A 23,361-nucleotide genomic window follows, 5' to 3' on the forward strand; every position below is an offset into this window, starting at 1 on the left:
CTCATTTGCAAATATGTGTCTAATATTACGGAAGTGACAGAAATAAGTTTGTCAATATATTATTAATTTTCCCCAAGGAGGAGGATTTCTTTCGTCCTTTGCTAATAAAAAACACTTCGGTTAGGACAACCGAAGTGTTATCTGTTAAATAGATTCCTTTTTAGAAAGTTCTATGGAAGCTGGTATAACCTCTTTATGTGCGAGATCGCTGACGAGAGCAATGTCAAAAACTTCACTTAAATGGGTAACAGGAACAATTCGGATTCCCTTTATTTCATTTAATATTGATTGCATATTCTCTTCTGGGATGATAACGGTTGTTGCTCCCGCTTTTTGGGCTGCCTTTACCTTAGGATACACTCCGCCGATTGGCTTCACATTGCCATGAATACTTATTTCTCCCGTCATCGCTACTTTGTTATCAATTGGGGTTTTGTAGATGGCAGAATAAATTCCCGTTGCCATTGCTATACCTGCTGATGGACCATCAATTGGAACCCCGCCTGGGAAATTAACATGAATATCAAAATCCCCTGCTGGAACACCCATTGACCGCAGGACGGTAATTACATTTTCAATTGATCCGCGTGCCATACTTTTACGGCGGATGGATTTACCTTGTCCGCCAATGCTTTCTTCATCAACGATTCCGGTAATATTTATGGTTCCTTTATCCTTCGCGGGTATAACCGTTACCTCAATTTCAAGCAATGCCCCTGTATTTGGTCCATACACAGCTAGTCCATTTACAAGACCAATCCTGGAATCGTCATTGATTTTTCTTTCCATTCTAGGTGACAGTTGACTGGAATGAGCGACCCATTCTAAATCATCGTCTTTGATAAACTCGCGCTCATCGGTAATCGCAAGCCCTGCAGAAATTTGAATCATATTAACAGCTTCACGACCATTTCTTGCATATGTAGATAAAATATCTAATCCAGCTTCACTAATGTCTAGTTTCACTTTTTCAGCCGCTTTTTTTCCAACTTGAATGATTTCTTCTTGGGTTAAATCTCTAAAAAACACTTCCATACAGCGTGAACGAATCGCTGGCGGTATTTCACTTGGAGTCCTTGTTGTTGCACCAATTAAGCGGAAGTCTGCTGGCAGTCCATTTTTAAAAATATCATGGATATGAGTCGGAATTTGTGTGTTTTCCTCATGATAATAGGCACTTTCAAGAAAAACCTTCCGATCCTCAAGTACCTTCAATAGCTTGTTCATTTGAATCGGATGCAGCTCGCCAATCTCATCAATAAACAGGACGCCGCCATGGGCATTCGTTACTGCACCTTGTTTCGGCTGGGGAATTCCCGCCTGGCCCATTGCACCTGCCCCCTGATAAATCGGATCATGAACAGACCCAATTAAGGGGTCGGCAATGCCTCTTTCATCAAATCGAGCGGTGGTTGCGTCCAGTTCAATAAATACTGAGTTTTGTTTAAATGGTGATTTTTGAACTTTTTTGGCTTCCTCTAAAACTAAACGAGCGGCAGCTGTTTTCCCTACCCCTGGCGGTCCATATATAATCACATGCTGAGGATTTGGACCACATAATGCTGCTTTTAATGACTTTATACCATCCTCTTGTCCAACAATATCTTCAAAGCTTGTAGGGCGTACTTTTTCAGCTAATGGTTCTGTTAATGAAATCGATCTCATTTTTCGAAGCTGTTCCATTTCCTTACGGGATTCCCGATCAATGGAAACCTTTTGTGTCCGCTGGTTCCTTAGCAAATTCCAGAAATACAGCCCAATGATGATTCCAAAAAACAGCTGTACAAATAAGGCAATCCCCGTCCAACTCATACTTTTCCCTCCTGCTACAAGTATACTCAATAGATATTAATAAGTATTTCCTGCATAGAGGTGGAATAAACCACTAATTGTAAGAAACTGTTTAGATTGGAATGTATAATTTACATAAAAAAGATTAAGAAATTTCCGGTGTATGGAAATTCTAATTGGAAAATAAGGTAAAATTTATCTATTCTTTGTGAGAAAATTCTATATAATAGATTTATGCGGAGCACTCCAGTGTATCGGTGCTCCATTTTTATTAGATAAAAAAGATGGGGGCGAAACATATAATGTCTAATGAAAATGAGGTTTTATTAGATAAAGGAAAACAAAATGATTCAAGAAAAATGAAAGTAGAAAGGAAAGAGGGAGAACCGACTCCAGCTTTCATAGGGGCTTCCTGGGCAGCGCTATTAGTAGGTGTCTCGGCTTATTTCATAGGCTTGTTTAACGCAGCGATGCAATTGAACGAAAAAGGATATTACTTTGCCGTTTTAGTATTTGGACTTTATGCTTCGGTATCTTTACAAAAAGCCGTAAGAGATAAAGATGAGGGAATACCAGTTACGAATATTTATTATGGTATTAGTTGGATTGCACTTATTGTCTCTATTTCATTAATGGGTATCGGTTTATACAATGCAGGAAGTATTGATCTAAGCGAAAAAGGTTTTTATGGTATGTCATTTGTCCTTAGCTTATTTGCTGCGATAACAGTTCAAAAAAATATTAGAGATACACAGCGGGCAAGAGAAAGAAATTAAGTTTTTTCCTTAGGCTGTGTTACAGGGAAATAGTGATTTAAGAACTCTGTTGATTTGTGCGGAAGGCGCGAGACTCCTCGAAAATGCTATCGCATTTTCTTCGTGCGTGGGCAGATTCGAGGATGTAAATCAATGTCCTGCAGGAGGACGGGACAGGGGAGACCCCGCTCATCTCTTAGCGCCGAGGAGGCTTCCCGAACCGCCTGCGGAAAGCGAAGCGCCTGGAGCACAAATCAACAGCCCAATTTAACACAGCCTTTCCGTAATATCTGATTAATCCTAAACGACAGTGATCTGTCGTTTTTTTTCGAATTAAGAATTCTAAATTGCTGAAGCACAACAAAAAAGCAGAGATAACTCAAATTTGAATTATCTCTGCTAAGGTAGCTTTTATAACGATGGGTCTCATGTGTTACTTTGATTAAGCAGATTTCTCTTCTGCTACAACGGTTCCGTCCTTTAGGACAAGCTTCGGAAGACTATTGTCGATCACCGTATCTTTGGTAATGATACATTTCTGGATATCATCACGAGAAGGTAGATCAAACATAACATCCAGCATGATTCCTTCAATAATAGAACGTAATCCGCGGGCACCTGTTTTACGTTCAATCGCTTTCTTCGCGATTTCGCTAAGTGCACCTTCCTCAAATTCCAATTCTACCTCATCAATTTCAAGCATTTTTTGATATTGCTTAACTAATGCATTCTTAGGCTTCGTTAAGATTTCAATCAATGCTGACTCATCTAACTGCTCAAGACTTGCAATAACAGGCAGACGGCCGATGAATTCAGGAATTAATCCGAAGCGGAGTAAATCCTCAGGTAATACTTTAGAAAGAAGCTCTTTCTGAGTAATTTCCAGCTGCTTCATTTCCGAACCAAACCCAATCACCTTTTGGCCTAAGCGGCGCTTAATAATCGGTTCGATTCCATCAAATGCTCCACCGCAAATAAATAAGATATTGGTTGTATCGATTTGAATAAATTCTTGGTGAGGATGTTTACGTCCGCCTTGAGGTGGAACGCTCGCAACCGTACCTTCTAGAATTTTTAACAATGCTTGCTGTACACCTTCACCAGACACATCTCTCGTGATGGAAGGATTTTCTGATTTACGGGCAATTTTATCAATTTCATCAATATAAATAATACCCTTTTCAGCTTTTTCCACATCGTAATCAGCAGCTTGAATCAATTTTAAAAGAATATTTTCAACGTCTTCCCCAACATAACCAGCTTCCGTTAGAGACGTTGCATCTGCGATCGCGAACGGCACATTCAGAATACGTGCTAATGTCTGAGCTAATAAAGTTTTACCACTTCCAGTTGGTCCAATCATAGCGATATTACTTTTTGAAAGCTCTACGTCATCAATTTTACTATTCGAATTGATTCGTTTGTAGTGATTATAAACCGCTACTGACAGCGATTTCTTTGCTTGGTCTTGACCAATGACGTAATCATCAAGAATCTCACAAATTTCTTTTGGCTTAGGAACGTCTTTAAATTCTACTTCCTCTTCTGTTCCAAGCTCTTCTTCAACGATCTCTGTGCAAAGCTCGATACATTCGTCACATATATAGACACCTGGTCCGGCGACCAATTTACGAACTTGGTCTTGTGTCTTTCCACAGAATGAACACTTTAATTGGCCTTTTTCATCATTAAATTTAAACAATTCTTTCACCCCTTGAGAACGTGTTATAACCCTATTTAAAGTTGCGTAACACAAACAAAAATCCGTTTTTTTTCGAAACTATTCAGTGGTATGTATTGCATTGTAACACATGGACCTAACGGACTGGTAATAAAAAGCTTTTCAACTATGTTTATTATGGAAGCGCATTTTTGTTTGGACACCCTTTAAATGATTCCTATGTACCCATTAAGCATAACCACTTTTTAATAAAATCAATCTTTCTTGAAGCGTGTTTTACTTAATTCGATATGTAAATCTGTTTTTCCTGCCTATGTTTTTTGTTCTTCTTGCTTGTTAATAGAAAAGCATAAGCGCCTTGTCCAGGGGCGACCAGCGTAAGACGAGCCGGCAGGAAGGTTGTTCTTTAACCTTCTTGACGGATTGGCTTATGACTCGAGCCCCTAGGCGCTGTCGCTAGACATTAAAAGGTTTCCCTGTCTTTATTATAATATGTAATTGAAAAAATGTATAAAAACAGGCACGATATAATCGTGCCATGTTTTTACAATTAATATTATTTTTTATTTTCGATTAAGAATTCAACCGCTTTTTGCTTCTGAAGATCGCCTTTGATGCCTTCAAGGCCGCCAAGTGCTTGTTTAATGTTTTCAACTGTCATGTTGTACATGCCAGCCATTTTTTCAAGCTCAGCATTAACATCTTCGTCAGAAGCTTCAATGTTTTCAGCTTTTGCAATTGCTTCAAGTGTTAAAGCAACGCGAACGCGGTTTACAGCTTCTTCTTTCATTTGCTCACGTAGAGCATTCTCATCTTGACCTGAGAATTGGAAGTAAAGCTCAAGGTTCATACCTTGCATTTGTAAACGTTGTTCAAATTCTTGAAGCATACGGTTTACTTCGCTTGTAACCATAACTTCTGGAATTTCAACTTGTGCATTTTCAGCAGCTTTTTCAACTAAAGAATCACGTAAGTGGTGCTCAGCTTCGTGCTTCTTGCTATCTTCTAAACGAGTTCTGATTTTTTCTTTTAATGCGTCTAATGTTTCAACTTCATCATCCACATCTTTAGCAAACTCATCATCTAATGCAGGAAGTTCTTTTCCTTTAATTTCATGAATAGTTACTTTAAATACCGCTGGCTTACCAGCAAGTTCAGCTGCATGGTACTCTTCAGGGAAAGATACTTCTACGTCTTTAGATTCGCCAGTAGCTAATCCTACTAACTGCTCTTCAAATCCTGGAATGAATGAGCCAGAACCTAATTCAAGTGAATGATTTTCAGCTTTTCCGCCTTCGAATGCTTCACCATCAACGAATCCTTCAAAGTCAAGAACAACAGTATCGCCAAGTTCAGCAGTACCTTCTTCTTTCACTACAAGCTCAGCTTGACGGTTTTGAAGAGTTTCTAATTCTTTTGCTACATCTTCGTCTGTTACAGTTGCATCGAACTCTTCTACTTCTAAACCTTTGTAGTCGCCTAATGTTACTTCAGGCTTAACTTGTACAGTCGCTTTGAAGATAAGTTCTTTACCTTTTTCCATTTGCTCGATATCGATATCAGGACGGTCGATTGGGTCGATGCCTGCTTCGTCAATCGCATTACCGTATGCTTCTGGAAGAAGAATATCTAATGCATCTTGATAAAGTGATTCTACGCCAAAACGCTTTTCAAACATTGGACGAGGCATTTTTCCTTTACGGAAGCCAGGTACATTTACTGTCTTAACAACTTTATTAAAAGCTGCAGTTAATCCTTCATTTACTTTTTCTGCGCTTACTTCAACAGTAAGGACACCGGTGTTTCCTTCTAACTTTTCCCATTTTACTGTCATACTATTTTCCCTCCAACAATCTATTATCATTTCATTCGTAACGAAATTGACAGGATAATGAATTCATCCTCTTTTTTTATGTAAAAGATAGTTTTTACACAATGCAACCCTTACATTATAACACAGGATTTTTTTCTTTCAACAGAGTTACCTATATATTGGGATAAGAAATTTCTTCTAATTCTCTTATTTTTACAAGTGCCTGCTCTATTTTTTCTGGTGAAATCTCGTATTCATTTGATATATCACTTAAATCCGAATCCATTCCGAGATAATCTAGCGCTAACAGGTGAAATGCACCTGCCCAGGCTTCAGTCTCTTCAGGCGTGAACTCAAATGGATAGCTGATGAAAAAAATCCGTTCTACCATCCCTTTAATATTTTCAAAAAGATATGGGTCACTATTTTCTAATCTTTTTTCTAGTAAATATTCTATTTCTTTCATTCTTGGCTGTGATTGGATATCTGGAAGTTCTGTAGGTACAACGCTTTGATCCTCACTAAACTTTTTAACCATAATTTTCTTATCATATTCCTGTTCTTTTAATAGAGACAGAAGCATGGTTTTTAGAAATGGGTGGCCAGTGTCTGAGGTAAGATATTCTTTGATTTCGTCCATGTATGGACGAATATTCTTTTCCGCCAAACTCGAAATCGCGAGCATTTGCTCATTTAGATTTTTTAGTAATGAAAGTTTGAGTTCTTTTGGATGGGTACCTTCTTTTGATTCTGGTTCCTCTAACGGCTCCTGTTGACTGTCGTTATCTGCCATTCGTCTGCTGAATTGGAGGATGGTCAGGAAATGATCATGCCTCTCTGGTGGAATTTCCTTTTCGTCAAATAAGGCTTCAATCGTAGAGACAATTTCTTGATATTCGTGGAGCTGTATTAATATGGTGAGGTATAGGTCAACCATATGAAAATAATCGCCAATTCCCTTTAGCAGCATTTCGTTAGCCAGTTCTCTGGCTTTTATATAGGCTCCCGCTTCAAAGTATGCGAGCACAAGACCTATTAAAATATCACTATTTTCTGGGTCATGCTCCTTTGCTTCCTCAAGCAAGGTGATAGCTTCTTGATACCTTTTATTTTGCAGGCTCTCAAGGCCCTTATCCGTCAATCTCTTTTCGAGTCCGGGAAGGAATATAATATTGTCTTTCCGTTTCGCTCGTTCCCGTTTTTTCATATGTATACCGTCCTCTGCACGAAAAGCGTCAGCGCCTTGCTCAGGGGCGACAAGCGCTGGAGGGCCTGCTGGTGAAGTCGTTTTTTGACTTCATCGGCAGGACCGAAGCGACTCGAGCCACTAGGCGCTAAAGCTAGCCATATTCTACTTTATGGAAATTAGTTTAGCATGAAAGTTACTAAAAACAAAAAAACTCACCTTCTGCAGGTGAGTAGTAAGTTTTGGTATGTAGTTAAATGGCGTCCCAGGAGAGATTCGAACTCCCGACCGTACGCTTAGAAGGCGTATGCTCTATCCGGCTGAGCTACTGGGACGTAATAGTATTTCAAAGACAAGATTTATTATATAATCCTTATATATAAAAGTCAACACTATTTGAAGAAATTTTATTGATCATGAAAAACTTAAGCAAATCGCACACATATATTGGTTATCTCATTAAAAAGGCCTATGTGAAATCATTAAAAGAAATTAGTGTCACTTAGGGTCTGGAGTGACCAAACAGCTTTCAGAAAATAAATTTAGGGTAATGCAGGTAGCCTGGAGTGACTGAAGCCCATTCAGAATTAGAATTTGGGTCACTCCAGGTACCTAAAGGAAAAAAATTAATCTTCCCTCATTTTCTTGGCAAGTTAAATTCAAATGACAAGTCTTTAAGTTCTTGTCCGCTGATGTCAAAGACAGACATTTTGATTTTTTCTTCCAATAAATCCAGAATTACATAAGTTTTTTCAAGTCGTTCCCGTGGCAAGCGTATGCTTCCAGGGTTCAAGAAAAACGTATCCCCAATAACTTCTGCTCCCAGTACATGAGAATGTCCAAAACAGGCGATATCTGCACCAAGTTCTGCTGCCTTGTATTTTAAGTTCATTAATGATGATTTCACTGAATACCTGTGACCATGTGTAACAAAAAACTTTCGGCCAGCAATCTCAGTTGTTGTTTCTAATGGATAACTGCCACCAAAGTCGCAATTCCCCATCACGGTCAAATAACCATCTATCGATTTATCGTCAGCCATTAATTCAGAATCACCGCAATGAATCATTAAATCTACTTCGTTCACATGCCGCTCCCGTAATACCTCGAGCTCTCTCGTTAAACCATGGCTATCACTAACAACAAGAACCTTACTCATGATTATTCCGCTCTCTCCACGATAGAATCTAAGATACCTTCAAGCTTTTTCAATGCATTGGCTCGATGACTTATTTTATTCTTTTCATGAGAAGATAGTTCTGCCATTGCACGGCCTTTTTCCGGTACATAAAAGACGGGATCATAACCAAATCCATTTGTTCCCCTTTGTTCTTCTAGAATTCGTCCTTCACAAGTCCCAGACACAGTAATTGTCTCTTTTCCAGGCAAAGCTACAGCAAGGGCACAATAAAATCGAGCAGTACGATTTTCTTCAGAAACTCCCTGTAGTTCATTTAGAACTTTTTCTAGATTTTTTTGATCATCCTTTGGCTCTTCACCAGCATAACGTGCTGAATAAATACCAGGTCTGCCTTCTAATGCATCCACTATTAAACCGGAATCATCGCCAATCACGATTTTATTTAGTCTTTGTGAAACAGCTACTGCTTTCAATGTTGCATTCTCTTCAAAAGTGGTCCCTGTTTCTTCTACATCCTCAATTTCAGGGTAATCAAGCAGTGTCTTGACTGCAATCCCTCTTGGAGCAAAAATATGTTCAAATTCTTTGGCCTTACCTGGATTTTTGGTTGCTATAATAACTTCCTTCATACTCCAAATCCCCTTATTTTTTTCGTCTTGCTTCAATTTTTGCCGTAATCTCTTCCCCTAATGCACTTTTTTGATGTTCAAACAGTTCCATCAGCCCTTCTTGCGCTGCACCCAACATATCTTGAAGTTGTTGATAAGAGAAGGTAGATTCTTCGCCTGTTCCCTGTAATTCCACGAATTCTCCATTTCCCGTCATCACGATATTCATATCTACTTGTGCTTTGGAATCTTCTGCATAATTCAGATCAAGAACCGTTTCGTTATTTTTTAAAACACCGACACTAGTGGCCGCTAAGTAATCTGTAATCGGGAACTTCATATTCTTTTTTTCTCCAAGTCGATGAAGGGCAATGGCCATTGCGACAAATGCTCCTGTAATGGAAGCAGTCCTTGTTCCGCCATCTGCTTGAATAACATCACAATCAATCCACACCGTTCTTTCACCTAATGAAGATAAATCAACGATCGCTCTTAAAGCACGTCCGATTAAGCGCTGGATTTCCATTGTTCTACCGGTAACTTTCCCTTTTGAAGACTCACGAATATTTCTTGATTCTGTTGCCCGTGGCAGCATAGAATATTCTGCGGTTATCCAGCCTTTGCCCTCTCCTCTCATAAAAGGAGGAACTCTCTCCTCAATGCTCGCAGTACAAATCACCTTTGTGTTCCCTACAGAAATAAGGACCGAGCCTTCAGGGTGCATTAAATATCCTGTTTCAATATGTATGGGTCTTAATTGCAGTCGTTCTCTACCATCAACACGCACAACTATTTCCTCCTTATGGGTGAGAAATACCTCTCAACCTTTTCCGGCATTTCTAAAATCAAATAAAGAAGAGGAAGCCTAAAGGCAACCTCTTGCGATTATCACTATATAGTATATCAAAAATTAATTTTTAGAAACTACCTGTATTGACTTTTTCTGGGCGCGTAACTGGTTCGGATAATTTATCACCTTTATCATTTACCAAATCAGCCTTGCCATCTACTGTAACGGCAACACTTTCAATTCCTTTTTGCTCGGTCAATGAAAGGACAAGTGCGTTAAGTAAATTCTGGGAAACAATTTTTTCTTCAAAGCTTCCGTAGATAGATTTATTAAAGTTCAAGGTAACTTTTCCATCTTCAATTTTTGGTGCCTCTAGCAGCTCTACGTCAGGCATAAATTCTGAAGCAAGATTAGACTTTGCATTAGGTCCTTTTACCAATTCATTTACGACCGCCACAATATTATTTTTCTCACTCGTATTAACCCTCTTCGTGACAGGTACATAATAGTACGAATCTTCTTCACCGCCGATATAATAAACAGTTACTGGCTTTGTGTTTGTGATATCAATTACGCCCGCGGTATCAATGTTGATTCCAGTTGCTCTTGATAGATTTTCACTAATCGGTGTGCCATTAACAGGCATTTCCGTTAATTCATGTCCATTCATTTGAAGCTTTACTTTCTCTATCGTGTCAAATTGGGTAAGTGTCCATGTGATAGATTCGAGAATTTTCCTTTCATCCTCAGGCTGGTAGTTTTTAAACTCCTTCGAGAAATCGACCACAGCAACACCATCTTTAATATTAACAGAGATTTGCGTTTCTTCTGGTAAGACAGCCCGGAAGTCATTTGGAAGCATGTCTGTTACAGGTCCATTGGCAACTAGGTGTTCTAAGGCTTGTTTCGCAACCGATGTTGTTTTCGGCAGTGTTAATGTTTGCGGAACCACAAACCCATCTTTATTGATTAAGTATAACTCTGTTTTCACTGTTCCTTCGACTTCTTCACTCTTACCAGTGGTTTCCTTAGTTGGGTTCGTATCGGTTACTGTAACCTGCTTTGGCGGATCAACTTTTTTCTGGACTTCTTTCCCGAACAAACCGCACCCCGATAATAGAAGTGTTGAAGCAAAAACAGCTGTAACAAGCGGTTTCACTTTATTTTTTGACATATTTTTTCCCTCCTAAGACAGTTTGTACTATCATGTATACGAGCCTATTAAACTAATTAGACCGTCTTTGGAAAAGAAAATTAAGACATTCTCTGATTTTTTTCAAAAAAAAATCAAGCTCCTGTAAAGGGAGCTTAATTATAATTTAATCTTTTTAACATTATTAATGGGTACTCCAAGCCACTGGGAAGCTATTTTTGAAAAAATATACTTCGAGCCTGTCGTGTAAAATTCATGTTCTGTTATATTCTCATCTGTTTCGAGGATCCTGTTATATTGAAGTATGGCACTAATCTCCCTTGCTGTTTCATCACCAGAACTGATGACATTGACAGTTTCGCCCATTACTTTTTGAATTAGTGGTTCGAGTAAGGGGTAATGGGTGCAGCCAAGAATCAATGTATCTAAGTTTTGATTTTGCAGCGGTTTTAGTGCTTCGACGACGATTCTCTCCGCGATTTCCCCGTCATATTCTCCGCTTTCAACAAGAGGAACAAATTTGGGGCAAGCTTGTCCTGTTACAAATAAACGGCTGTTTAGCGCTTTTAACGCTTTCTCATAGGCACCACTTTTGATTGTTCCTTCTGTCCCAATTATCCCAACTCGATAATTCTTTGTCCGCTTGATAGCAGTTCGTGCTCCAGGGTAGATAACACCGAGTACTGGAATCCTTAACTCATTTCTTATGTCATCAAGGACCGCCGCCGTTGCCGTGTTGCAGGCAATGACGAGCATTTTTATATCTTTTTCTAATAAGAATGTAGTCAGTTCCCAGGTGAATCTTTTAACTTCCTTTAGAGGTCTTGGGCCGTAGGGGCACCTGGCCGTATCTCCCAAATATATAATTTTTTCATTCGGAAGCTGTCTCATGATCTCTTTTGCAACTGTTAATCCACCAACTCCGGAATCTATGACACCAATTGGTTGTTTCAAAATTCTCGCCTCTTTTTTAAGGCTCTTTTCTTAAACTTTATTGCTTTTGGAAATTAAAAGCGTTTTTAGGAGCTATGATTTGTTGCAAAATAGCCTTAATAGAAAGAAAAGAGCCTGCAATCTTAATTTCAAGCGCAAAAATAGTTTGTTCCGCGTTAAAATCGGCTTTAAGATTTTAACAACAATCTTACGAAAACAGCCTTTTTTAACGCATATCTTGATGCAGTTTCATTAAATTGGTTTGAAGTTGTTGAATTTCTTCTAAGGAGAAATTCGCCAAAACTTCCTCTAAGTAAACTTGTCGTTTCTTAATTACTTCATCTATTATTCTTTCGCCTTCTTCAAGCAGGTGAATTCTAACGACACGGCGATCCTTAGGATCCTTTACCCGAACAACCAGTTGATTTTTTTCCATGCGGTCAACAAGGTCTGTAGTCGTACTAAAGGCCAAATACATTTTAGTAGACAACTCTCCAATGGTCATATCGCCATCCTCAAAGAGCCATTGCAGTGCTACAAATTGCGGCGGAGTAATTTTATAATGACTTAGCATTTCTCTGCCCTTTTGCTTAATAATTCCTGAAATATAACGCAAGTCCTTTTCTATCCTTGCGACAATTTCATCGCTAACTTTTTGTGAATTTTCGACAGTCATTCTATAACACTCCTATACGAGGCGTCCCTTTGCCATGATTTCGCAGAATTAGTGCTTCATAATCTTGCTCTTATTTTCTACTTTTTTCGATAAAATTTCAAGCTGAATCTATTTCATTACAAAATACATATTGATTCATATGTATAAATCCTTATAAAAACATGAACCGGCATCCAGTAGGATGCCGGTCATGATTAAAGTTCTAGCTCTCCCATACGAAGGAGCTCTACAACTGCTTGTGAACGCCCCTTTACACCAAGCTTTTGCATGGCATTGGAAATATGATTTCGAACCGTCTTCTCGCTTATAAATAATTCACCAGCGATCTCCTTAGTAGTTTTATCCTGTACTAAGAGTTCGAACACTTCTCTTTCACGTTTGGTGAGTAACGGCTTGTGAGTATATTCATTCTCCTTCAAGTATTGTGACCCTCCTTGCCTTCGCCAGTTATGAACCGTTGGGTGGGTATATATTTAGTCACGATATCTTATGTGAATGTCACAATTGTAGTGACTAGAATTACTGAAGAAGAATACTTTTATGAAAATAAAAAAAGCCCTTTTATAAGGACTTTAAATGGGTTTAGCATAAATGATATAACGTTGTGGAGCGTTTCCGACAAAACGGAATGGATAACAGGTAATGACGATTAATTCTTCCTTCGTATTCTGCAGGGTAATGATGGTCCGATCTTCTGCATCAACAATCTTGGTATTCGTTAATTCATATTTGAATTTCCCATTTGGCATTTGCACTTCAAAGATATCTCCAGGTACTAGTTCACCTAAACGTCGAAAAACAGTATCCCGATGACCAGATAAGACAATCTGACCGTTCTCTGCTGGAAAATAGGAACCCTTGTAATGCCCGACTCCCTTCTTTAAATCATTGGGGTCCGTTCCTTCCACAATGGCCAATTCTGCTTTAATCTTTGGTATCTTCAATAAGCCTACTGTGTCACCAAACTTGGGCGGATCGATTTTTTGCGGGTTTTTAAAAGGTTCTTCCTCATCATAGTCAGCTTCGGCCTTTGCTACAATTCTTTTCGCTTCTTTTAGTGAAGCATCAGTCTGAAAATTAGTCTCGACGATTTGCCAGACTCCAACTCCAATGACAATTAATCCTGCCAAAATCATAATTAACGGAAGCTTTTTCACCCTCACATACCATCCTTTTTCCGTACTTTAAAAATTCTTACTATTAGTATACCAAATGGGTTTGCAAAAGTCCTAGCCTCTATATAGAAAAACCTTCTTTTCATAATAGAAAAGAAGGTTTTTAGAATCATAAATTGGATCCAGCTCCAGCGCCTAGGGGCTCGGGGTCATAAGCCAATCCAGCAAAAAGGTTAAAGAACAACCTTCTCGCCGGCTCGTCTTATGCCTGTCGCCCCTGAACACCAAGGAAAGCTCCTAAGATTAAACATCGCAGGAACAAGCTGTGCTTGTTCCGAAGGCGCTTCCGCTTTTCTAAGCATTGTCGCTTCCGAAGAAGTTTCTAAACGCTTGGATTGTAGTATCACGGTTTAGAGCTGCAATGGATGTAGTTAATGGAATTCCTTTCGGACATGACTGAACACAGTTCTGTGAGTTCCCACAGTTCGCTAGTCCACCATCACCCATAATCGCTTCTAAACGTTCTGATCTGTTCATTTCACCAGTTGGGTGAGCATTGAACAAACGTACTTGTGAAAGCGGTTGAGGTCCAATGAAGCTTGAGTTGCTGTTTACATTTGGGCAAGCCTCAAGACAAACACCACAAGTCATACATTTTGAAAGCTCGTACGCCCATTGACGTTTTTTCTCTGGCATACGAGGACCAGGTCCCAAATCGTACGTTCCATCGATTGGAATCCAAGCTTTTACTTTCTTTAACGCATCAAACATTCTGCTGCGGTCAACCTGTAGGTCACGGACAACAGGGAATGTTTTCATTGGCTCTAAACGGATTGGCTGCTCCAGTTGATCAACGAGTGCTGAGCAAGATTGACGCGGCTTTCCGTTAATAACCATCGAACATGCTCCACAAACTTCCTCCAGACAGTTACTATCCCAAGTAATGGGCGTAGTAGCTTGTCCTTTAGTATTGACAGGGTTTCTACGAATTTCCATTAAAGCCGAAATTATATTCATATTCGGACGATAAGCTAGTTCAAACTCCTCATCATAAGGAGCAGCATCAGGGCTATCTTGACGGGTAACAATAAATTTTACTGTTTTATTTTCAGACATGCTTTTCTACTCCCCCTTGCTTTTTGAGTAATCGCGTTTACGTGGCTGAATCAATGAAACATCTACTTCCTCGTAGTGGAAAGCAGGTGCAGATGAGCTATCAACAAATTTCGCCATTGTTGTTTTTAAGAATTCTTCATCATTCCGATTAGGGAACTCAGGTTTATAATGCGCACCACGGCTCTCATTACGGTTGTAAGCACCAATTGTCATAACACGAGCTAATTGAAGCATGTTCTCTAACTGACGAGTGAAGACTGCTCCTTGATTACTCCATTTAGATGTATCATTGATATTGATATTTTTATAACGCTCTAAAAGCTCTTGGATCTTTTCATCTGTTTTCAATAGCTTGTCATTAAAGCGAACAACTGTAACGTTATCAGTCATCCACTCACCAAGCTCTTTATGAAGGACATAAGCATTTTCTGTACCATTTAATGACATGATAGAATTCCACTTATCTTCCTGTTCTTTTACATGACGGTCAAAAACAGTTGAAGATACAGCATCAGAACTCTTTTCAAGCCCTTTAATATATCGAACCGCATTTGGCCCAACGACCATTCCACCGTAAATCGCAGATAGTAATGAGTTAGCACCTAATCGGTTTGCACCATGCTGTGAAAAATCACATTCTCCAGCAGCAAAAAGTCCTGGAATATTGGTCATTTGATCATAATCAACCCATAGTCCGCCCATTGAATAGTGAACAGCAGGGAAGATTTTCATTGGAAGCTTACGTGGGTCATCTCCCGTGAACTTCTCATAGATTTCGATAATTCCACCAAGTTTAACATCCAGTTCATGTGGATCCTTATGAGAAAGATCAAGGTAAACCATGTTTTCGCCGTTAACTCCCAGCTTTTGATTTACACACACATCGAAGATTTCACGTGTCGCAATATCACGTGGTACTAGGTTTCCATAGGCAGGATATTTTTCTTCTAGGAAGTACCAAGGTTTTCCGTCTTTATACGTCCAAACCCGGCCGCCTTCTCCACGTGCAGATTCGCTCATCAGACGCAGCTTGTCGTCTCCTGGGATGGCAGTAGGGTGAATTTGAATCATTTCACCATTTGCATAATATGCACCTTGTTGATACACGATTGATGCAGCTGAACCTGTATTAATAACAGAGTTCGTTGTTTTTCCGAAGATAATTCCAGGACCGCCAGTTGCTAGGATAACGGCATCTCCAGCGAAGGATCTGATTTCCATAGATGTTAAGTTTTGTGCTACGATCCCGCGGCAAACACCATCGTCATCTACCACTGAACCTAAGAATTCCCAGCCTTCGTATTTTGTAACTAATCCAGCTACTTCGTGACGGCGAACCTGCTCGTCCAACGCATATAGCAGCTGTTGACCTGTAGTAGCCCCAGCAAATGCTGTACGCGAATGCTGAGTACCCCCGAAGCGGCGGAAGTCCAACAGTCCTTCTGGAGTACGGTTAAACATAACTCCCATACGGTCCATTAAGTGGATGATACCAGGTGCTGCCTCACACATTGCCTTTACTGGAGGCTGGTTAGCTAAGAAGTCTCCGCCATATACGGTATCATCAAAGTGAATCCATGGTGAATCGCCTTCACCTTTTGTATTTACTGCTCCATTCATACCACCCTGGGCACAAACGGAATGGGAACGTTTAACTGGAACAAGTGAAAATAATTCTACTGGTGTTCCTGCTTCTGCAACTTTAATGGTTGCCATTAAGCCAGCTAAGCCGCCGCCAACTATGATCACCTTACCCTTACTCATTGTGACTCACTCCCTTAATCCAAAAATCCGATATTTTTCAACACAGAGTATGAAGTTTATTTTTTAAACGAAAGCTAAAAGTGTTCTAATTGCTACGATAGAAAGAACGACGAAAACACCGATTGTAAAATATGTAGAAATTACTTGTGAACGAGGGGAAACTGTAATACCCCAGCTAACCAAGAATGACCACAATCCGTTTGCAAAGTGGAAAATAGTTGAAATGACACCAATCAGATAGAAAATAAACATGAATGGTGAAGATAGGATATCTGCCATCATGTCATAGTTAACATGGGCACCAAATGCAGCTGCAACGCGAGTTTGCCATACGTGCCATGTAATAAAGATTAAGGTAATGACACCTGATATACGCTGTAGTAAAAACATCCAGTTTCTGAAATATCCATATTTCCCGGCATTGTTTTTTGCGGTAAAAGCGATATAAAGGCCATAGATAGCATGAAATAAAATTGGTAAATAAATAACTACTGTTTCTAGGACAATTCTAAAAGGAAGGTTCCCCATAAAATCTGCAGCTTTGTTAAAGGACTCAGCCCCTCCTGTAGCAAAATGGTTGACTACTAGATGCTGCACAAGAAATAAACCTATTGGAATTACTCCTAGTAAAGAATGCAATCTTCGATTCAAAAACTCTCGATTCCCCGCCATAATTAACCCCCCTTGAATTTTTAACATGATGTTAAGCCTTTTTTCACTAATCTTTTAAATAAATTTTAAACTTAGCACCAGTGTGACAAATATGTGACATGTCCATTTTACTCCCATCGGGAATTAGCGTCAAGAAAACGTATACACAAAAGTTGGATAAAAATAAAATTTTTAAAATATATTGATATTATAATAAATTATAAGATTTTATACTTAAAAATGGAATTATCTAGTATTAAATCCAGTAGAATTACAATGAAAAATTAAATTTTCTCCATAGCCTATGTTTTTAATTGGGAAACATAAATTATGATGAAAGATAGGCTATTGTATTGCAAGATAACATTCCTTCACCACTCTAACGCTTTACACTACATTCCTTAAAAAGTGTTCTTAACATAAAGACGTATTTGTATATAATAGAATGGTAGAAAGAGGGGAAGCTATTATGAATGAAAGTACTGCCGTCGAACTTAATTTACAATCAGATGAACCAAGAAATATTTCACTATTTGGTTATGAACTAATCAGGGAATTCGTATTGCCCGAAATTTTAGGCAAAGACACCCCAGAGATTCTGTATTGGGCTGGAAAAAGTTTAGCTCGTAAACACCCATTAAACACTTTTGATGACATCATTGAATTCTTCACAAGAGCCTCATGGGGACAGCTCGAAATAAAAAAAGAGCGAAAAGATGAAATTGAATTTGAACTAGTCAGCCCGCTAATCGTTTCTCGAGTAAAATCAAAAGCAGAACACTACTTCCAAATCGAAGCAGGCTTCCTAGCGGAGCAAATCCAACACCAAAAACAAGTCATCACCGAAACCTTCGAACACCCAGTAAAAAAAGCAAACAAAGTCCAATTCACCGTAAAATGGGATCAAAAAGACACTATTTAATGGTACCTTTGATGGTGCCCTTTGATGGTGCCTGTCACCATCCGTGGACACTGTCCACCTCAGGCGGACAGTGAGTTTAAAAGTTATTCCTTGGAGGAGGATCCTCCAAGGAATAACTTTTATGCTTCGCTGTTAAGGCCAAATGCCTGGTGTAGTACTTCTACTGCTTTTAGCATGAGTTTTTCTTCGACTACTGCTGAGACTTTAATTTCTGAGGTGCTGACCATTTTGATTTGAATCTGATTGGCTGCCAGGACTTCAAACATTTTGGCTGCGACCCCTGGGTTTGAAATCATTCCGGAACCAACGATGGACACCTTCGCCAATTTATTTTCAGCGTCAATCTGCTCATAATTCAAGACGTCTTTATTATTTTCAAGAACATTTAATGTTTCTAAAAGGTCCTCCGTTTTAATCGAGAAAGCAAGATTTGCTGTTTCTGCTTCTGTTGTGCTTTGAACGATAATATCGACGTTTAAATGGTTCTCAGCTAATGTTGTAAAGATTGTTGATAAACTAGTTAAAGAATTAGCAAGGCCTAACACGCTCACCTTTGTAATTTCATCTTCAAATGCCACTCCACGGACTACAAGGTTTTGTTCCATTGATGCTTCCTCCTCAATCACTGTTCCTTCTACTCTCTCCAAACTTGAACGAACTTCAAGTCGTACTTGATAGTTTTTCGCAAATTCAACTGCTCTAGGATGAAGGACACCTGCTCCTAAATTGGCAAGCTCAAGCATTTCATCATAAGACACTGATTTTAATTTACGGGCACTCTTCACATATCGTGGATCGGTCGTGAAAACTCCAGTTACATCTGTATATATATCGCATTTATCAGCCTTTAGTGCAGCAGCAAGCGCGACCGCTGTCGTATCAGAACCGCCTCGACCAAGAGTTGTAATCTCACCATTTTCAGTAACCCCTTGGAATCCTGCGACTATTACCACTTTACCGTCTGCAAGCTGATTTTTTACTGCTTCTGTATTAATCGTTGTAATTCGGGCATTTCCATGGATAGGCTCTGTGACAATTCCAGCCTGCCACCCAGTAAACGAAACGGCGGGCAGCTTTTGCTCATTTAATGCCATCGACAATAAAGCGATTGTCACCTGTTCACCTGTGCTTAACAGCATATCCATATCCCGTTTATTTGGCTGTCCAGAGATTTCTTTCGCTAAATTCACCAGCTGATCCGTCGATTTCCCCATAGCTGAGACAACCACTACCACCTGATTCCCTTGATCAGTTTCCGCTTTTACCCGCTGTGCTACATTAAGTATTCTTTCTACACTAGCTACTGAAGTTCCGCCAAACTTTTGAACAATTAAACCCATCTTTTCCCCTGCTTTCAGTTATAGGTTTAGCTATCATTATAGTTTTCCCCGCAAAAAAAATAAAAAGCAATGAGAGGGCATCTCATTGCTTAAGTACACAAAAAAAATTCTGCGTCTACAATGTAAGATAGCTCTCCAAGACATGAAGTCTTGACAATCCGGCATTTATTCAATACAGGACCAGCAAAGAAAGAAATGAGACTTTCTTCACTTCGGCGAACATCCCCTTTCATGATTCTTCCCAGAAGCTCATCCTTCTCAGAATCATTACTCTTGAAGCTCGCACCTCTACCTTCACTTTAGTATTAAAAAGTGATAGTAATATAATTTTCACTCATTATAGCATAGTGCCATTATTCTGACAATCACTAGGATTGAAGTTTTTTCATTAATTCTTCCACTACAGGTGCTGGAATACCCAGCGCTCTTAACTCTTCAAATGTGGCTTCTTTCATTTTCTTAACTGAACCAAATTCTTTTAATAATTGCTTTTTTCGTTTTTCACCAACACCTGTAATGTCATCCAGCACCGATTGAAATGCGCTTTTGCCACGGGTCTGACGATGGAAGGTAATCGCAAAACGGTGAACCTCGTCTTGGATTCTTTGTAATAAATAAAACTCTTGGCTGTTTCTGCCAAGCGGGATAATTTCAAGTGGATTACCGTATAACAGATTAGAAGTTTTGTGCTTATCATCCTTCACCAATCCAGCCAGTGGAATATCCAAACCAAGCTCATTCTCAAGCACGTCTCTGACAGCTTCCACATGTCCTTTTCCACCATCGATAATAATCAAGTCTGGAAGTGGCAATTCTTCTTTCAGTGCTCTTGAATATCTCCTTCTCGTAACTTCACGCATCGATTCATAATCATCAGGACCCTTAACGGATTTTATCTTATACTTTCGATATTCACGCTTATTCGGCTTCCCGTCGATAAATACAACCATGGCAGACACCGGGTCCGTCCCTTGAATATTAGAATTATCGAAAGACTCAATTCGGTGAGGGGTATAAATACCCATAAGTTCTCCAAGATTCTCAACAGCTTTGATGGTTCGTACCTCATCCTTTTCAATCAGCGAAAATTTCTCATTCAGTGCTATTTTTGCATTTTTGATGGCCATTTTAATCAGATCTTTTTTCTGACCACGCTGCGGCTTTAGTACTTTCACTTGAAGAAGTTGCTCCGCTATACTTATGTCCACTTCATCCTGAATGAGAATTTCCTTTGGCTTGAAATGATTAGATTTTTCGTAAAATTGACCTAGAAAAGTGAGAATTTCTTCTTCTGGCTCATTGTAAATTGGAAACATGGAAACATCCCGTTCGATTAGTTTTCCTTGGCGTACGAAGAAAACTTGAACACACATCCAGCCCTTATCGACTGCATAGCCAAACACATCACGATCAGTAAAATCTGTCATTGTGATTTTTTGCTTTTCCATAATTGTTTCGATATGAATAATCTTGTCACGGAATTCTTTGGCACGTTCGAAATCCAATTCCTCAGAAGCGCTTGTCATTTTTTCAGTTAATTCTTTTTTTATCTCTTTATATCCACCATTAAGGAACCGGGTTATTTCATCTGTCATTTGTTTGTATTGCTCTTCATGGACTTCATTGACACATGGTGCCAGGCACTGTCCTAAATGGTAGTACAAGCAAACACGGTCAGGAAGGGTTGAACATTTTCGCAATGGGTAAATTCGGTCTAGCAGCTTTTTTGTTTCATTTGCAGCCATGACGTTTGGATAAGGACCAAAGTACTTGCCTTTATCCTTTTTTACTTTTCTTGTGATGATTAGTTTTGGATGTCTCTCCGCGGTTAACTTAATAAACGGATAGGTTTTATCATCCTTCAGCATGACATTATATTTTGGGTCATATTTTTTAATTAAATTTAATTCGAGTAACAATGCCTCAATATTCGATGAGGTGACAATATATTCGAAGTCCTCAATCTCATTGACGAGTCGCAGCGTTTTTCCGTCGTGTGACCCGGTAAAATAGGAGCGTACACGATTTTTCAGGATTTTTGCTTTGCCGACATAAATGATCGTTCCCTGACGGTCTTTCATCAAGTAGCAGCCAGGCTGATCAGGCAGCAGTGTTAGTTTTTGTTTGATGTTTTCATTCATTTCAAGCTGCTCCTCTCCGTCTCTTATTTATCTATCCTAAAATTTTATATGATAAAGCGGATAAAGAAAAGCTGATTCTTTTTCCAATGGCTGTGTTAAAGGTAAAAGTTATTTTTGGCACTCTGTTGATTTGCGCGGAAGGCACGAGACTCCTGCGGGAGGACGGGGCAGGGGAGACCCCGCAGGCGCTTCAGCGTCGAGGAGGCTCCCCGGACCGCCCGCGGAAAGCGAAGTGCCTGTAGTGCAAATCAACAGACCAGATTAACACAGCCTCCCCAAAAATAAAAAACCTTAGCTAGAAGTTCTAGCTAAGGTCATCTATGCTTATACGTGCTTTTCTAATACACCTGCTAAAGCATCTTTAGGCTGGAAGCCGACAACTTTGTCAACGACTTCGCCATTTTTGAAAACTAGAAGTGTAGGGATGCTCATAACGCCGTATTTAGCAGCAGTTTCTTGGTTATCGTCTACATCTAATTTTACGATTTTTACTTGGTCGCCCATTTCTGAGTCAATTTCCTCAAGAACGGGAGCGATCATTTTACAAGGTCCACACCATGGAGCCCAGAAATCTGCAAGTACAAGGCCAGAGCCTGTTTCAGCAGAGAAATTTGCATCTGTTACATTTGAAATAGCCATTTATTTTGCCTCCTAATGAATACTAAATACAACGAAAGTATAGCATTGTTTAAACCATCATGCTAATAATCTGTCTCGCAATAATTTCCCCTAAAATACAGTAAGTATTCTGGCTCATTATATGAGAAAAAGCGAGCAGGTTGCCACTGCTCGCTCTAATATTATGAGTGAACCTTTAACTTTTTAAACTCTTCTGTTAAAAGTGGTACAACTTCAAATAGGTCACCAACAATTCCGTAATCTGCTACTTTAAAGATATTTGCTTCTGGATCTTTGTTAATCGCCACAATTACCTTTGAGTTAGACATACCTGCTAAGTGCTGGATTGCTCCAGAAATACCGCAAGCAATGTATAGGTCAGGTGTTACAACTTTACCCGTTTGACCAATTTGTAAGGAGTAGTCACAGTAGTCAGCGTCACAAGCACCACGAGAAGCACCAACTGCACCGCCTAAAACATTCGCTAATTCTTTAAGTGGTTCAAAGCCTTCTGCACTCTTCACACCGCGTCCGCCTGAAATAACGACTTTTGCTTCACTTAAATCTACACCCTCAGTTGCTTTTCTAACCACTTCTTTAATAATAGCACGAAGGTCTTTAATTTCAACGGCAAGGGAAGCAACTTCACCCGTTCTGCTCTCATCCTTTTCAAGTGGTGCAATATTATTAGGTCTAACTGTTGCAAATAGTAACCCGTCTGTTACGATTTTCTTTTCAAACGCTTTTCCAGAATAGATTGGTCTTGTAAAGACAACATTTCCGCCTGCTACTTCAACAGATGTTGCATCAGAAATTAAGCCAGATGAAAGCTTAGCAGCAATCCTTGGTGAAAGGTCCTTTCCAAGGGAAGTATGTCCTAAAATTAATCCTTCTGGGCTTTCCTTTTCAAGCACTGCAAGTAAGCTTTGCGCAAATCCATCAGATGTATATTGCTTTAACTTTTCATCCTCTACAACAACCACGCGGTCAGCACCATTTTGAATTAACTCGGCTCCTAAAGCGCTAACATTTTCTCCGATTAAAACAGCTACCACTTCTCCGCCCTCTGCTACTGTCTTTGCTGCAGCAATTGCTTCGAATGATACATTTCGTAAAGAACCGTCACGCGTTTCCCCTAATACCAATACTTTTCTAGTCATTCCTTTA

At 39.5% G+C, this 23,361-nt stretch carries 21 protein-coding genes, 1 tRNA gene and 1 riboswitch; of the genes, 2 read left to right on the forward strand and 20 right to left on the reverse strand.

All coding sequences use genetic code 11. The features are described from left to right. Positions 1-144: 144 nt before the first annotated feature. Positions 145-1,812 carry an ATP-dependent protease LonB gene (gene lonB, locus QNH48_RS23545; RefSeq protein WP_283952229.1) on the reverse strand — a complete coding sequence of 556 codons (1,668 nt, stop codon included), beginning with the start codon at positions 1,810-1,812 and terminating at the stop codon, positions 145-147. 281 nt (positions 1,813-2,093) lie between these two features. Here lonB and yiaA point away from each other — a divergent pair, with 281 nt between their 5' ends. Continuing rightward, positions 2,094-2,567, forward strand: coding sequence for an inner membrane protein YiaA (gene yiaA, locus QNH48_RS23550; RefSeq protein WP_133367484.1), 474 nt, complete (start codon positions 2,094-2,096; stop codon positions 2,565-2,567). A gap of 421 nt (positions 2,568-2,988) precedes the next feature. Here the strand turns inward: yiaA and clpX are convergent, their stop codons facing one another. The 15 genes from clpX to QNH48_RS23625 form a co-directional block, all read right to left on the reverse strand. Continuing rightward, positions 2,989-4,248, reverse strand: a complete 1,260-nt coding sequence (gene clpX / locus QNH48_RS23555) for an ATP-dependent protease ATP-binding subunit ClpX (protein WP_283952230.1) — start codon at positions 4,246-4,248, stop codon at positions 2,989-2,991. 535 nt (positions 4,249-4,783) lie between these two features. Then, positions 4,784-6,061 (reverse strand): trigger factor, encoded by a 1,278-nt coding sequence (gene tig, locus QNH48_RS23560; RefSeq protein WP_283952231.1) that lies wholly within the window; start codon positions 6,059-6,061, stop codon positions 4,784-4,786. Positions 6,062-6,212: 151 nt separating this feature from the next. After that, positions 6,213-7,247: a tetratricopeptide repeat protein gene (locus tag QNH48_RS23565; protein WP_283952232.1), complete on the reverse strand. Its 1,035-nt coding sequence runs from the start codon at positions 7,245-7,247 to the stop codon at positions 6,213-6,215. Positions 7,248-7,484: 237 nt separating this feature from the next. Further along, positions 7,485-7,561 (reverse strand) — tRNA-Arg (locus tag QNH48_RS23570). A 302-nt stretch (positions 7,562-7,863) separates the two neighbouring features. After that, entirely contained in the window at positions 7,864-8,385 is a 522-nt protein-coding gene (locus QNH48_RS23575) for a metallophosphoesterase family protein (protein ID WP_283952233.1), read from the reverse strand. A gap of 2 nt (positions 8,386-8,387) precedes the next feature. Then, complete coding sequence (locus QNH48_RS23580) at positions 8,388-8,996, reverse strand: XTP/dITP diphosphatase (RefSeq protein WP_283952234.1); 609 nt, start codon at positions 8,994-8,996, stop codon at positions 8,388-8,390. Between the two features lie 13 nt (positions 8,997-9,009). After that, positions 9,010-9,762, reverse strand: coding sequence for a ribonuclease PH (gene rph, locus QNH48_RS23585; protein ID WP_095248837.1), 753 nt, complete (start codon positions 9,760-9,762; stop codon positions 9,010-9,012). 130 nt (positions 9,763-9,892) lie between these two features. Then, the gene (locus QNH48_RS23590; RefSeq protein WP_283952235.1) at positions 9,893-10,939 is read right to left on the reverse strand and encodes a GerMN domain-containing protein; all 1,047 of its coding nucleotides are present in this window, start codon (positions 10,937-10,939) and stop codon (positions 9,893-9,895) included. A 138-nt stretch (positions 10,940-11,077) separates the two neighbouring features. Further along, complete coding sequence (racE, locus tag QNH48_RS23595) at positions 11,078-11,872, reverse strand: glutamate racemase (RefSeq protein ID WP_283952236.1); 795 nt, start codon at positions 11,870-11,872, stop codon at positions 11,078-11,080. A 205-nt stretch (positions 11,873-12,077) separates the two neighbouring features. Then, positions 12,078-12,527 carry a MarR family winged helix-turn-helix transcriptional regulator gene (locus QNH48_RS23600; protein ID WP_095248840.1) on the reverse strand — a complete coding sequence of 150 codons (450 nt, stop codon included), beginning with the start codon at positions 12,525-12,527 and terminating at the stop codon, positions 12,078-12,080. 194 nt (positions 12,528-12,721) lie between these two features. Beyond that, positions 12,722-12,946: a spore germination transcription factor GerE gene (gene gerE, locus QNH48_RS23605; RefSeq protein ID WP_009796032.1), complete on the reverse strand. Its 225-nt coding sequence runs from the start codon at positions 12,944-12,946 to the stop codon at positions 12,722-12,724. Positions 12,947-13,099: 153 nt separating this feature from the next. Then, positions 13,100-13,684 (reverse strand): class D sortase, encoded by a 585-nt coding sequence (locus tag QNH48_RS23610; protein ID WP_283952237.1) that lies wholly within the window; start codon positions 13,682-13,684, stop codon positions 13,100-13,102. Positions 13,685-13,996: 312 nt separating this feature from the next. After that, positions 13,997-14,758: a succinate dehydrogenase iron-sulfur subunit gene (sdhB, locus tag QNH48_RS23615; RefSeq protein WP_095248841.1), complete on the reverse strand. Its 762-nt coding sequence runs from the start codon at positions 14,756-14,758 to the stop codon at positions 13,997-13,999. A gap of 6 nt (positions 14,759-14,764) precedes the next feature. Continuing rightward, on the reverse strand, positions 14,765-16,522 hold the full coding sequence (gene sdhA / locus QNH48_RS23620) for a succinate dehydrogenase flavoprotein subunit (RefSeq protein WP_283952238.1): 1,758 nt from the start codon (positions 16,520-16,522) through the stop codon (positions 14,765-14,767). Positions 16,523-16,585: 63 nt separating this feature from the next. Beyond that, complete coding sequence (locus QNH48_RS23625; RefSeq protein WP_133367507.1) at positions 16,586-17,194, reverse strand: succinate dehydrogenase cytochrome b558 subunit; 609 nt, start codon at positions 17,192-17,194, stop codon at positions 16,586-16,588. Between the two features lie 448 nt (positions 17,195-17,642). On the opposite strand from QNH48_RS23625, the gene QNH48_RS23630 reads away from it, so the two are divergent. After that, the gene (locus QNH48_RS23630) at positions 17,643-18,095 is read left to right on the forward strand and encodes a YslB family protein (RefSeq protein ID WP_283952239.1); all 453 of its coding nucleotides are present in this window, start codon (positions 17,643-17,645) and stop codon (positions 18,093-18,095) included. 119 nt (positions 18,096-18,214) lie between these two features. Here QNH48_RS23630 and QNH48_RS23635 read toward each other — a convergent pair whose 3' ends face one another. From QNH48_RS23635 to QNH48_RS23650, 4 genes are all read right to left on the reverse strand, one after another. Further along, positions 18,215-19,435, reverse strand: coding sequence for an aspartate kinase (locus tag QNH48_RS23635; RefSeq protein WP_283952240.1), 1,221 nt, complete (start codon positions 19,433-19,435; stop codon positions 18,215-18,217). 120 nt (positions 19,436-19,555) lie between these two features. Next, a riboswitch (Lysine riboswitch) is annotated at positions 19,556-19,734 on the reverse strand. Positions 19,735-19,803: 69 nt separating this feature from the next. After that, complete coding sequence (gene uvrC / locus QNH48_RS23640; RefSeq protein ID WP_283952241.1) at positions 19,804-21,576, reverse strand: excinuclease ABC subunit UvrC; 1,773 nt, start codon at positions 21,574-21,576, stop codon at positions 19,804-19,806. Between the two features lie 324 nt (positions 21,577-21,900). Continuing rightward, positions 21,901-22,215, reverse strand: coding sequence for a thioredoxin (trxA, locus tag QNH48_RS23645; protein ID WP_283952242.1), 315 nt, complete (start codon positions 22,213-22,215; stop codon positions 21,901-21,903). Positions 22,216-22,376: 161 nt separating this feature from the next. Continuing rightward, positions 22,377-23,354, reverse strand: a complete 978-nt coding sequence (locus QNH48_RS23650) for an electron transfer flavoprotein subunit alpha/FixB family protein (RefSeq protein WP_283952243.1) — start codon at positions 23,352-23,354, stop codon at positions 22,377-22,379. Positions 23,355-23,361: the final 7 nt, after the last annotated feature.

The sequence above is a fragment of the Neobacillus sp. YX16 genome, assembly GCF_030123505.1.
Lineage (GTDB): Bacteria > Bacillota > Bacilli > Bacillales > Cytobacillaceae > Neobacillus.